We start from the raw sequence: 12,187 nt of genomic DNA, 5'->3' as shown, positions 1-12,187 counted from the left end.
GCGTTGGCGGCGGCAATCGCGTCTTCAGCGTCTTGGGTGCCCATATTCGCCACATCGGCCAGTTTGATGCCGGTGGAGGGGTCGGTCACGTCGAAACGCGAACTGCCCTTGAGCCACTGGCCATTGATCAGGGCGTCAGTCTTGAACAGGGTTGGGTCTTTGAGCAGCGCGAGGGGGGAGGTCTTCATGTCCATGGGGGTCTCTTTCAGATGCGCCGCCAGCGCAGGGATGCCGGGCGGCCGGTGGGCACAGCCTGCAAGCATAGCGCCTCCAACGGGTTTGCGCAGGCCGGGTCGCTGGGAGGCAGCGCAAACTTATAATCGAAGGTTAGGCAAATCGCGCATCCACCGGTGCGGTCGGCCGCTCGGGGCTAAAGGCCCGCTGGCGCCGGCCTCACCAGCAACCCACACACCATGAGCACACCCACTTTCACCGTCGCCGACATCCGCAAGAGCTTCCTGGACTTTTTCGCGTCCAAGGGGCACACCGTGGTGGCATCCAGTTCGCTGGTGCCGGGCAACGACCCGACCCTGATGTTCACCAACTCGGGCATGGTGCAGTTCAAAGACGTGTTCCTTGGCTCGGACAAGCGCCCTTATGTGCGCGCCGCGTCGGTGCAGGCCTGCCTGCGTGCCGGCGGCAAACACAACGACCTCGAAAACGTCGGCTACACCGCGCGCCACCACACCTTCTTCGAAATGCTGGGCAACTTCAGCTTCGGTGACTATTTCAAGCAGGATGCCATCGATTACGCCTGGGAGCTGCTGACCGGGGTATTCAAGCTGCCGGCGGACAAGCTGTGGGTCACGGTGTACGCCGAGGACGACGAAGCCTATGCGATCTGGCGCGACCGCATCGGCGTGCCGGTCGAGCGCATCGTGCGCATCGGCGACAACAAGGGCGCGCGCTACGCCTCGGACAACTTCTGGATGATGGGTGACACCGGCCCGTGCGGCCCGTGCACCGAAATCTTCTATGACCACGGCGAAGACATTCCGGGCGGCCCGCCGGGCTCCCCCGATGAAGATGGCGACCGCTACATCGAAATCTGGAACAACGTGTTCATGCAGTACAACCGCGACGAAGCGGGCGTGCTGCATCCGCTGCCCAAGCCCAGCGTCGATACCGGCATGGGCCTGGAGCGCATCGCAGCCGTGCTGCAGCAGGTGCACAGCAATTACGAAATCGACCTTTTCGTCGCGCTGATCGCCGCCGCCGCGCGCGAAACGCACACCACCGGTCTCGACAATCCGTCGCTCAAGGTGCTGGCCGACCACATTCGCGCCTGTTCATTCCTGATCGCCGATGGCGTCATCCCGGGCAACGAGGGGCGCGGCTACGTGCTGCGCCGGATCATCCGCCGCGCCATCCGCCACGGCTACAAGCTCGGCGCACGCGCCGCCTTCTTCCACCGCATGGTGCCGGACCTGGTGGCGCAGATGGGCAGCGCCTATCCGGACCTGGCGACGGCGCAGAATCGAGTGAGCGACGTTCTTCGCCAAGAGGAAGAGCGATTTTTTACGACGATTGCAGGCGGAATGTCGATTCTTGAGAGCGCCATCGCTGAAGAGTACTTCACCGTTAAGTGGCTAACCGAGAAGACTGGGAAAGAAGCAAATGAGGTTCATATAGTCGGAATCGCTGGCCGATACTCATATCAATTTGATTGTTTGCTAGCTAACAGTGGTACTTGCGTGCCCGTCAACGTAGTCTTTGCGAAGCGTCTTGATCAGAAGACGCTCGATAAGTTGTTCAGCAACCTATATGCGATTCAAGAGTCGCTTTTTGCTGAATACGACAACCTTCATTTAGTGATTGTCACGGAACGTGAAAATGAAGGAATACCGAGCCAGCTTCAATCGCTAATGCAGGGTTCAAATATCACTATTGAAGTAACTCGGGTAACTGAGAAGGAACTGCAACCCTACAGAACACTTCGGGGTGACGTTGCGTTCAAGCTGCACGACACCTACGGCTTCCCGCTCGACCTGACGGCCGACATTTGTCGCGAGCGGGGCGTTACCGTGGACACAGCCGGGTTCGACGCGGCGATGGCCCGCCAGAAGGATCAGGCGCGCGCCGCCGGCAAGTTCAAGATGGCGAGCGCGCTGGAGTATGACGACACGACGACCGTTTTCCGTGGATATGACACTCTTGCCGTCGACGACGCGCGGGTGGTGGCGCTCTACAAGGACGGAACGCCGGTCGCGTCATTGACCGAGGGCGAGCAGGGCGTCGTGGTGCTCGACCGAACACCGTTCTACGCCGAATCCGGCGGTCAGGTCGGCGACCGCGGTGAACTGCTTTCTCCCTCTCCCGCATCAGCGGGAGAGGGCCGGGGTGAGGGCGCTTTTCCGGCGGATCAAACGCGACCGGCCCTCACCCCCGACCCCTCTCCCGCTGATGCTGCCCTCACCCCCAACCCCTCTCCCGCATCAGCGGGAGAGGGGGGTGTCTGTTTCATCGTCGAGGACACGCTGAAGATTCAGGCCGCGGTGTTCGGTCACCACGGCAAGCTGAAGGCGGGTGAACTCACGGTCGGCGACACGGTCAGCGCGCGCGTCGATGTGCGCGCCCGCGCCGCGACCGCGCGCAACCATTCGGTCACCCACCTGATGCACAAGGCGTTGCGCGAGGTGCTGGGCGAACACGTGGCGCAGAAGGGTTCGCTGGTCGATGGCGACAAGACGCGTTTCGACTTCGTGCAACACGCGCCGATGACCGACGACGAAATCGCCCGCGTCGAGCGCATCGTCAACACGGAAATCCTCGCCAACGCAGCGACGCAGGCGCGGGTGATGTCGATCGAGGACGCGCAGAAGACCGGTGCGATGATGCTGTTCGGCGAAAAGTACGGTGACGAGGTGCGCGTGCTCGACATCGGCTCATCGCGCGAACTGTGCGGTGGCACCCATGTGGCGCGCACGGGCGACATCGGGCTGTTCAAGATCACGGTCGAAGCCGGTGTCGCGGCTGGCGTGCGTCGGGTCGAAGCCATCACCGGCGAAAACGCGGTCGCTTTCGTGCAGGGACAGGATCGGCTGGTCGCGCAGGCGGCTGCGGCCTTCAAGGCGCCGCCGGCCGAGCTGCCGGCCAAGATTGCGCAGACGCTCGATCACGTTCGCACGCTGGAAAAGGAACTGGCCCGGCTGAAGAGCAAGCTGGCATCGAGCCAGGGCGACGATCTGGCCGCGCAGGCCGTGACCATCGGCAGTGCGAAGGTGCTGGCGGCGGTGATGGAAGGTGCCGATGTGCCGGCGCTGCGCGAAACGCTGGACAAGCTGCGCGACAAGCTCGGTTCGGCCGCCATCGTGCTGGCCGCGGTCAACGACGGCAAGGTGAGCCTGATCGCCGGCGTCACGCCGGATCTGACGGTGAAGGTAAAGGCCGGCGAACTGGTCAATTTCGTTGCTGCCCAGGTCGGCGGCAAGGGCGGTGGCAAGCCGGACATGGCACAGGCCGGTGGCACGCAGCCGGAAAACCTCGCTGTGGCACTGGCCGGTGTCGCGAAATGGGTGGAGGGCAGGCTGTGATGAAACGGATGATTTTGATGACGCTGGCGATCGCCGCCGGCGGGCTGGTGCAGGCCGGCGAGGGCGCGATGATCGAAGCGACCACCGCGGCTGGCGAGAAGGTACAGCTGATGCCGGACGGTCGCTGGAAATTCGTCGATCAGGCGAAGCAGGTCGAGGCGAAGAAGATTGCCGACACCTACCCGGAAAACCATCTGCGGCCGGAAGGCGCGCAGGGCGGCTGGTTCGGCACCCGCGTGCTCATGCCGGGCGACAAGGACTACAACCGCGGCACGCTGAATCCGAAGATGCGCTGACCCTGAGAGCCGGCGGCCGGCGCCGGCGGCAGCGGGTCACAGCGCCAGTTCTGCTTCCGCGGCGTGTTCCGCGCAGTACTCGATATCGGGCAGGATGGCTGCGCGGTCGAGGCCGCACAGGTCGGTGATGCTGCGGTTCAGGTGTTCGGCGATGTCTTCGGGCTTCACGTCATCATCGATTTCCATCGCGATCTGGGCGGCGACATTGGTCAGTCGCGCGAGGCGCGTGGCGCTGTCGTGATGCGGCTGGCAGTAGTACTGCATGGCCAGGGCGACGTCATCCGGAAAGTTCCAGCGCGCCGCCAGTTCGGCACCCACTTCGCAATGGTTTGTGTGCAGTTTCAGGTGTTCCACGGCCGCGCGCTCGTTGACACTGAGACCATGACAGTCACGTGCGATTTCCTCGGCCAAACGTGGAAAGGCGATGTGGATCATCAGCTGGCCCAGCCGGTGCATCAGGCCGGCGACGTAGGCGTTGTCCGCATTTTCGCCGGCATGGCGCGCCAGCAGTGCGTTGGCGCTGGCGGTCATCAACGCATGGCGCCAGAAGTCCTTCAGGTCAATACCCGGTACCTTGGGAAAGGCGCTGCTCACCCCGGCCGAAATGACCAGCGTACGCAGCACGCGCGTACCGACCAGGCGGACTGCATCGTCGATCGAGCCCACCGTGCGGCGGCTGCCGTAGAAGCCCGAATTGGCAATGCGCAGCACGCGCGCGCTGATCACCGGGTCGAGCCGGATGTCGGCGATCAACGGCTGCAGGTCGGCATCTTCATGTTTGAGGGTGTCGATCATCTTCTGCACCACCCGCGGAATGACCGGGAGCTGGGCGGTGGCGCTGAAGATGCGTTCCATTGCGTTCATGCAGGCTTCCTTTGGGCGTTCTGTTCATTGGCCGAGCGTTGCCGCCCAGGCCATGGATTCGGAGGTCGCGTTCGTGAAATCGGTCAGTCTTAGCGCCGGCAGTCGGGTCAGCGTGAGTAAGAAGTCGTCTGGCGCGTTGTCTTCCCAGTTGCGCATCAGCGTGAGCAGAGCACCGAGGTTGCCCGAGCCATCGTTCAAGGCATTCTGGATGGAGACATCGACCGCCAGGGGCTTCAGAATTTCCTCCATGCGGACGCCGAGCAAAGCCGGCAGCAGCGAAAGGATGCCGGTCAGGAACGCGCGTTCGGGCTTGCAGTCACGGCTGCCGCACCTTTCCGCCAGCAGCTCCATGGTGCGCGCGCGGGTGGCGGCCATGGCCAGCAGCGGATTGCCGACCGTGTTGCCGCCCTGAGAGCAGAACAGCAGCAGCTGCAGCCAGCGCATCAGCTGGGTGCGGCCGAGCAGCGTGATGGCCTCGCGCGCGGTCGATATCTGTCGCTTGCTGCCGTTGCCGACCGAATTGGTGATGCGCATCAGGTTGACCAGAAGGGCCGGCTCCTGCTTGATCAGCGGCTCCATCTCGGCCGTGTCGGCGTCGACCAGCACAAGGCCAAGCAATCGCAGGAGCGTGGTTTCGCCCGCACTCAGCGCACGCGCGCGGAGCACGCTCGGTCGCGCGAAGTAATAGCCCTGAAAAAAGGCAAAGCCGAGATCGTGACAACGCTTCGCCTGTTCGGCGCTATCCACCTTTTCCGCCAGCAGCTTCGCCCTGTAGGGCCGGAAGCTTTCGACGATGGCCGGCAACGCCTCGTTGTCGACGCCCAGCAGATCGATCTTGACGAAGGACGCGATCTCGATCAGCGGCTTGAAAGACTCTTCCAGGCTCAGCACATCATCGAGTGCCAGCCTGAAACCCTTGTCCACCAGTTCCCGCGCGCGGCGAATGACTTCCGGCGTCGGCTCTATCGATTCCAGCAATTCGAAGACGATCTTGTCGGCGGGCAGCAGCTCGATGGCGCCGGACAGCAGCATGTCCTGGCTGACGTTGATGAAGCCGAAGACATCGCCGAGCGAGCTCTCCAGCCCCAGCTCGTTGAACACGGTGGTGATCACCTGGGCGGTCGCGCTGATGTCACTGACGAATTCCGCCCGCTCCATCTGTCCTGAGCGGAAAAGCAGTTCGTAGGCGTACAGCCTGCCCTGGCGGTCGAGAATGGGCTGTCGCCCGACAAAGATGTTGGAAGTTGAATTTAACGGCATGTATCGGTTTCGGCAGGCCGCCGGCAACATTGAGGGTGTTGCATCATTTTTTTTGCCGAGCACACAGACTGAATCACGGAGGGTGGCGCGGGCGCACCGCCCTCCGGATGGGCTACCCGTCAGAACGGCAGTGTCAGCTCCGGCCGGGCGCGTAGCAGCACACCGCGGAAATCGTCCTGGATGCGGGCCAGCGCGGCGTCGGTGTCGGCTTCGAAGCGCAGCACCACGACCGGCGTGGTGTTCGAGGCGCGCATCAGGCCGAAACCGTCGGCGTACTCGACGCGCAGACCGTCGATCTTGATGATTTCGCGCGCGCCGTCGAACACCGCCGACTGCTGCATCCCGGCGATCAGCGCATGCGGCTCGCCCTCGTTCATCTTGAGGTTGAGCTCCGGCGTCGATATCGCGGTCGGCAGGGCCTTCAGCACGACGTTGCCGTCCGGCGAGGCGGACAGGATTTCCAGCAGCCGCGCGGCCGCGTACAAGCCATCGTCGAAGCCGAACCAGCGCTCCTTGAAGAACATGTGGCCGCTCATTTCACCCGCGAGTGCAGCGCCGCTCTCCTTGAGCTTGGCCTTGATCAGCGCGTGACCGGTGTTCCACATGATCGGCTCGCCGCCGTGTTCGCGCACCCAGGGTGCGAGCAGGCGTGTGCATTTCACGTCGTAGACGATCTGTGCGCCGGGCTGGCGCGACAGCACGTCGGCGGCGAACAGCATGAGCTGGCGGTCGGGGTAGATGATTTCGCCGTCGCGTGTCACCACGCCCAGGCGGTCGCCATCGCCATCGAAGGCGAGGCCGATTTCGGCATCACCCGCGGCCAGCACGCGGATCAGGTCTTCCAGGTTTTCCGGCTTCGACGGGTCCGGATGATGGTTCGGGAAGTGGCCATCGACTTCGCAGAACAGTGGCGTCACCTGGCAGCCCATGGCTTCGAACAGGCGCGGGCCGATATCGCCGGCGACACCGTTGCCGCAGTCGATGACGATTTTCATCGGTCGCTTGAGCTTCACATCGGACGTCACGCGGGCGATGTACGCATCGCGCACATCGGCATGACGTGTCGTGCCCACACCATGCACCAGATCATTTTCAATGATCCGCCGACGCAGGTCCTGGATCATGTCGCCGTACAGCGTCTGGCCGCCGAGCACCATTTTCAGGCCGTTGTAGTCGGGCGGGTTGTGGCTGCCGGTCACGCTGACCGCGCTGTCGGTGCCAAGATCGAAGGCGGCAAAGTACGAAAGCGGCGTCGGCACGCAGCCGATGTCCAGCACGTCGACGCCGGCGGCATTGATGCCGGCGGCCAGTGCGCCCGCCAGTTCAGGGCCTGACAGCCGGCCGTCGCGGCCGACCGCGATGGTGCGCTGGCCGCGCTTGACGGCTTCGGAGCCGAGCGCGTGGCCGATGGCGCGAACCGCCTCCGCGGTCAGCGTCTTGTCGACGATGCCCCGGATGTCGTAGGCCTTGAAAATTTCGGGTGCGGGGAAGGACATCTGTTTTCCTTTCTCTGGATTCGGGGGCGGCACGGTGCAAGCGGTGCCATGCGGCAGCGCGGCAATTATCCGCCGCCAGCCATGACAGTGACGCGCATCAGTGCGCAGTTCAGTGCGCAAACCCTCATCCGCCGGTGATCAGGCGCGCGATGAAGGCGCGCGAGGCGGCCGGGCGCAGCGCGTCGCGCTCGCCGTCCATCATGCCGAGGCCGAACACGTAGGCGTACAGCAGCAGACTGCGGCTGGCGGCCTCGTCGGCGTCATGGCCGGCGGCGACGAACAGTGCGGTGGCGCAGTCCAGACGCACCGCATCGACGGCGTCGATCACCGACTGCGCTGCGGCGTCGTGGCGCGCCCAGTCGCGGATCGCCAGTTCCACGCGCATGCCGCGCTGGTTGCGGGCAAGGCTGTAAGTGTCGATCACGTGGTGAAGTTGCGCGATCTCGTGGCCGGGCGCACATTGCGTGCGCTGCGTGATGTCGTCGATGCGGCCGGCTCGCCAGTGCTCGAGCAGGGCGTTCAGAAGCGCCCGCCGGTCCTTGAAGTGCCAGTAGAAGCTGCCCTTGGTCAGCCCGAGCTGGCGCGCCAGGCTTTCCACCTTGACGCCGTCGACACCGCTGTCGGCCAGCGTCTGAGCAGCCGCGCGCAGCCAGGTATCGCGGTCGGTCTGGGACCGGGGCAAGAGGGGTTCGGGTTCTGGCATGAGGCTATTCCGCTTCCGGCTATTGACCATGGATTCTGACATACGGTAGCGTATGGACCCTGACATACGCATCCGTATGGATGCGGCAGCACCTTTCGGCGCAGGAGGCGCGAACGATGAAAGTACTGGTTCCGGTCAAGCGGGTGATCGATTACAACGTGAAGATCCGCGTGGCAGCAGATGGCAGCGGCGTGGAAACCGCCAATGTGAAAATGTCGATGAATCCGTTCGACGAAATCGCGGTGGAAGAAGCAGTGCGGCTGCGCGAAGCCGGCACGGTGAGCGAAGTGGTTGTCGTGTCGTGCGGGAGTGCGGCCTGCCAGGACACCTTGCGCGCCGCAATGGCGATCGGCGCCGACCGCGCCATTCTGGTCGGTACCGAGGTCGAGCTGCAGCCGCTCGCGGTGGCCAAGCTGCTCGCGGCGGTGGCGACACGCGAAGCGCCGCAGCTGATCGTCTGCGGCAAGCAGGCGATCGACGACGACGCCAACCAGACCGGTCAGATGCTGGCTGCGCTGCTCGGCTGGGGTCAGGCGACCTTCGCTTCGAAAGTGCGTGTGGCAGACGGTCGCGCCGTGGTGACGCGCGAGATTGATGGCGGGCTGGAGACGGTCAGCGTCGCGCTGCCGGCGCTGATCAGCACCGATCTGCGCCTGAACGAGCCGCGCTACGCCAGTCTGCCCAACATCATGAAGGCGAAGAAGAAGCCGCTCGACACGTTGACACCCGACGAACTGGGCGTGGACGTGACGCCGCGCCTGACCACGCTGCGTGTCGCCGAACCGCCGAAACGGCAGGCCGGCGTGAAGGTGGCCGACGTCGCCGAACTCGTGGCGAAACTTCGCAACGAAGCCAAAGTGCTGCGCTGAGGAATCCCCGACATGAACATTCTGGTCATTGCCGAACACGACAACGCCGCGCTGCGCCCGGCGACGCTGAACACGATCACCGCCGCCGTGAAGATCGGTGGCGACATCACCGTGCTGGTCGCCGGCCACGGCTGCGCCGCTGCAGCGAGCGCCGCAGCGGCCGTCGCCGGCGTCACGAAGGTGCTGACTGCCGACGCGCCACAATTCGCTCACGCACTGGCGGAAGACGTGTCCGCGCTGGTGCTGACGCTGGCTGCTGGCTACACCCACCTGCTCGCACCGGCCAGCAGCTTCGGCAAGAACTTCATGCCGCGCGTCGCCGCGTTGCTCGATGTGGCGCAGGTATCGGATATCGTCGCCGTCGAGTCGGCCGACACTTTCGTGCGCCCGATCTACGCCGGCAACGCGCTGGCCACGGTGCAGAGCCGCGACACGATCAAGGTGGTCACGGTGCGCGCGACCGCGTTCGACCCGGCGCCGGCTGCCGGCGGTAGCGCGGCGATCGTAGCCATCCAGCCACCGGCGCCGACCGGTCTGGCCACTTTCGTGTCGCAGGAATTGTCGCAGTCGGTGCGGCCTGAACTTGGCTCGGCGCGCGTCGTCGTGTCCGGCGGACGCGGGCTCGGCAGCGGTGAGGCCTACCACAGCGTGCTCGAACCGCTCGCCGACAAGCTCGGTGCCGCGCTCGGCGCGAGCCGCGCCGCAGTCGATTCGGGTTATGCGCCGAACGACTACCAGGTCGGTCAGACCGGGAAGATCGTCGCGCCTGATCTCTATATTGCGGTCGGTCTGTCGGGGGCCATCCAGCATCTGGCCGGCATGAAGGAATCGAAGGTCATCGTCGCGATCAACAAGGACGCCGATGCACCGATCTTCCAGGTCGCCGACTACGGTCTGGTGGGCGACCTGTTCGAACTGGTGCCGAAACTGGTTGCTGAGCTCGGGTAGGCAAAACCGGGGCGTCGCTGGGAAATTCTTTCGCCGCGGCGATCTGCGGCACAGTATCAACGGGCCGGCAGAGCCCCGGAGGTGTGAGCCATGAGTGAATACGTTGCCCCGCTGCGCGACATGCGTTTCGCGCTCGAACTGGCCGGGCTGGCCGATGTGGTGGCGCTGCCCGGGCTGGAGGATTCGAGCCCCGACGTGGTCGATGCCGTGCTCGACGAGGCAGCCCGCTTCACCTCCGAAGTGCTGTCGCCGCTGAACCGGATCGGCGATCGCGCCGGGGCCACGCTGAGCGCGGACGGTCGCGTGAGCTTGCCGGAGGGCTTCAGAGACGCCTATCGGCAGTATGCGGAGAACGGCTGGAACGGCATGGGCTGCGACCCGGCACACGGCGGTGCCGGCATGCCGCACGTCGTCGTGACGATGATCCAGGAAATGGTGATGGGCGCGAACATGGCGTTTTCGCTGTGCCCGCTGCTCACCGCCGGTGCCATCGAAGCGCTGTCGCTGTGCGGCTCGGATGAACAGCAACACCTGTATCTGGACAAGATGGTGAGCGGCGAATGGACCGGTACCATGAACCTGACCGAGCCGCAGGCCGGCTCCGACCTCGCTGCCGTGCGCACCCGCGCCGAGCCTCAGGCCGACGGCAGTTACCGGGTGTTCGGCCAGAAGATCTACATCACCTTCGGCGAACACGAACTGGCTGACAACATCGTGCATCTGGTGCTGGCGCGCACGCCGGGTGCACCCGAGGGCATGAAGGGTATTTCGCTGTTCATCGTGCCCAAATTCGTTCCGGATGCCGACGGCAAGCCGGGCGTGCGCAACGACGTGCGCTGCGTGTCGCTGGAACACAAGCTGGGCATCCACGCCAGCCCGACCTGCGTCATGGCCTACGGCGACGACGGCGGTGCGATCGGCTGGCTGTGCGGCGAAGAGCACCGCGGCATCGAGTACATGTTCATCATGATGAATGCCGCGCGCTACGCCGTCGGCCTGCAAGGCATTGCGGTTGCCGAGCGCGCGCTGCAGGCCGCGATGGACTATGCGCGCGAGCGGGTGCAGGGCACCGAAGCCGGCGTGAAGTCGGGTGAGCGCGTCGCCATCATCCGCCACCCGGACGTGCGCCGCATGCTTATGCTGATGAAGTCGCAGGTCGAGGCAATGCGCGCGCTGGCCGCCGTGACGGCGGCCTCGCTGGACCGTGCCGAACAGGATCCCGACCCGGAGACGCGCGCTCGCGCGCAGGCTTTCGTCGAACTGATGATTCCGCTGGTCAAGGGCTGGAGCACCGAAACGTCCATCGATATCGCCTCGCTGGGCGTGCAGGTGCACGGCGGCATGGGCTACGTCGAGGAAACCGGTGCGGCGCAGTACCTGCGCGACGCGCGCATCACCACGATCTACGAAGGCACGACGGCGATCCAGGCCAACGATCTGGTCGGCCGCAAGATCGCGCGTGACGGCGGTGCCGCCGCCCGCACGGTGATCGCCGATATGCGCGCGCAGTGCGACGCGCTGGACGCGACCGGTGACGCGGCGCTGGCCGTGATCGCCGCCGCACTGCGCGATGCAGCGCAGGCGCTGGAGCGCGGAGTGGGCTTTGTCGTCGAACATTTCCGCAGCGATGTACGCGCCGTGCTGGCCGGTGCGGTGCCGCTGCTCGGCCTGTTCGGCCGCGCAGCGGGCGGCTGGCAGATGGCGCGCGCCGCGTTGTTGTCGCACCGTCATCTGGCCGGCGGCAGCAACGACGCAGCCTTCCATCGCGCCAAGATCGCCAGCGCCCGCTTCTACGCCGACCATGTGCTGAGCCAGTGTGCCGGCCTGGCGCATGTCGTGTGTCGGGGGGCGGCCGGTACGCTGGACGAGTCGCTCGACTGAACGACGGCCACATCGACGGCGCCTCGGACCGCTCCTGCGGTTCCGGCGGTGCCGTGCGTCCGGTGCCTTGGCTGCACGGTCAGCGGCCAGCATCCGGGCGCGCGATTCCGGTGTTTCGAGGCTGACGCGGCCGATGGCGCCGTGACATGCGTTTTTCGTAGATACTCCGTTTGCCGTCAAGTCACTGTAGAGGGAATTGAGAACAGTGACGCGGAATTGAAGGGTGTGTTGTTGCGGATGCAAGCCCAGATGCCGGTGAGCATTTTGCGCATGAGCGCACACTGCGCCTGGATCTTCTTTTTTCCACGCGCGATCAGTCGCTGATAGAAGGCACGCG

9 protein-coding genes and 1 pseudogene are annotated in these 12,187 nt (G+C 64.9%); 5 read left to right on the top strand and 5 right to left on the bottom strand.

Features of this window, described 5'->3' with window-relative positions; all coding sequences use genetic code 11:
- A pseudogene (locus Q8R75_RS17495) lies at nt 1–194 on the bottom strand (hypothetical protein); the annotation flags it as partial.
- Nucleotides 195–413: 219 nt separating this feature from the next.
- On the opposite strand from Q8R75_RS17495, the gene alaS reads away from it, so the two are divergent.
- Both alaS and Q8R75_RS17485 read left to right on the top strand, forming a co-directional pair.
- The gene (gene alaS / locus Q8R75_RS17490) at nt 414–3,533 is read left to right on the top strand and encodes an alanine--tRNA ligase (RefSeq protein ID WP_305663809.1); all 3,120 of its coding nucleotides are present in this window, start codon (nt 414–416) and stop codon (nt 3,531–3,533) included.
- Nucleotides 3,533–3,829 (top strand): hypothetical protein, encoded by a 297-nt coding sequence (locus Q8R75_RS17485; protein WP_305613914.1) that lies wholly within the window; start codon nt 3,533–3,535, stop codon nt 3,827–3,829. The genes alaS and Q8R75_RS17485 overlap by 1 nt, the downstream gene beginning before the upstream one ends.
- 36 nt (nt 3,830–3,865) lie before the next feature.
- Here the strand turns inward: Q8R75_RS17485 and Q8R75_RS17480 are convergent, their stop codons facing one another.
- The 4 genes from Q8R75_RS17480 to Q8R75_RS17465 all read right to left on the bottom strand — a co-directional run bounded on the left by Q8R75_RS17480 (nt 3,866) and on the right by Q8R75_RS17465 (nt 8,152).
- Nucleotides 3,866–4,693: an HDOD domain-containing protein gene (locus Q8R75_RS17480; protein ID WP_305613915.1), complete on the bottom strand. Its 828-nt coding sequence runs from the start codon at nt 4,691–4,693 to the stop codon at nt 3,866–3,868.
- Between the two features lie 24 nt (nt 4,694–4,717).
- Nucleotides 4,718–5,953 carry an EAL domain-containing protein gene (locus Q8R75_RS17475; RefSeq protein ID WP_305613916.1) on the bottom strand — a complete coding sequence of 412 codons (1,236 nt, stop codon included), beginning with the start codon at nt 5,951–5,953 and terminating at the stop codon, nt 4,718–4,720.
- A gap of 119 nt (nt 5,954–6,072) precedes the next feature.
- The gene (locus Q8R75_RS17470; protein ID WP_305613917.1) at nt 6,073–7,449 is read right to left on the bottom strand and encodes a phosphomannomutase/phosphoglucomutase; all 1,377 of its coding nucleotides are present in this window, start codon (nt 7,447–7,449) and stop codon (nt 6,073–6,075) included.
- A gap of 124 nt (nt 7,450–7,573) precedes the next feature.
- Entirely contained in the window at nt 7,574–8,152 is a 579-nt protein-coding gene (locus tag Q8R75_RS17465) for a TetR/AcrR family transcriptional regulator (protein WP_305613918.1), read from the bottom strand.
- A gap of 116 nt (nt 8,153–8,268) precedes the next feature.
- Between Q8R75_RS17465 and Q8R75_RS17460 the strand changes: the two genes are divergently transcribed.
- The 3 genes from Q8R75_RS17460 to Q8R75_RS17450 all read left to right on the top strand — a co-directional run bounded on the left by Q8R75_RS17460 (nt 8,269) and on the right by Q8R75_RS17450 (nt 11,850).
- The gene (locus Q8R75_RS17460) at nt 8,269–9,021 is read left to right on the top strand and encodes an electron transfer flavoprotein subunit beta/FixA family protein (protein ID WP_305613919.1); all 753 of its coding nucleotides are present in this window, start codon (nt 8,269–8,271) and stop codon (nt 9,019–9,021) included.
- A 12-nt stretch (nt 9,022–9,033) separates the two neighbouring features.
- The gene (locus Q8R75_RS17455; protein ID WP_305613920.1) at nt 9,034–9,969 is read left to right on the top strand and encodes an FAD-binding protein; all 936 of its coding nucleotides are present in this window, start codon (nt 9,034–9,036) and stop codon (nt 9,967–9,969) included.
- Nucleotides 9,970–10,059: 90 nt separating this feature from the next.
- Complete coding sequence (locus Q8R75_RS17450) at nt 10,060–11,850, top strand: acyl-CoA dehydrogenase (RefSeq protein ID WP_305613921.1); 1,791 nt, start codon at nt 10,060–10,062, stop codon at nt 11,848–11,850.
- Nucleotides 11,851–12,187: the final 337 nt, after the last annotated feature.

Source organism: Methyloversatilis sp. (assembly GCF_030696805.1).
Lineage (GTDB): Bacteria > Pseudomonadota > Gammaproteobacteria > Burkholderiales > Rhodocyclaceae > Methyloversatilis.
The sequence above is the reverse complement of the archived record's forward strand: the minus strand, read 5'-3'. Positions and strand labels throughout refer to the sequence as shown.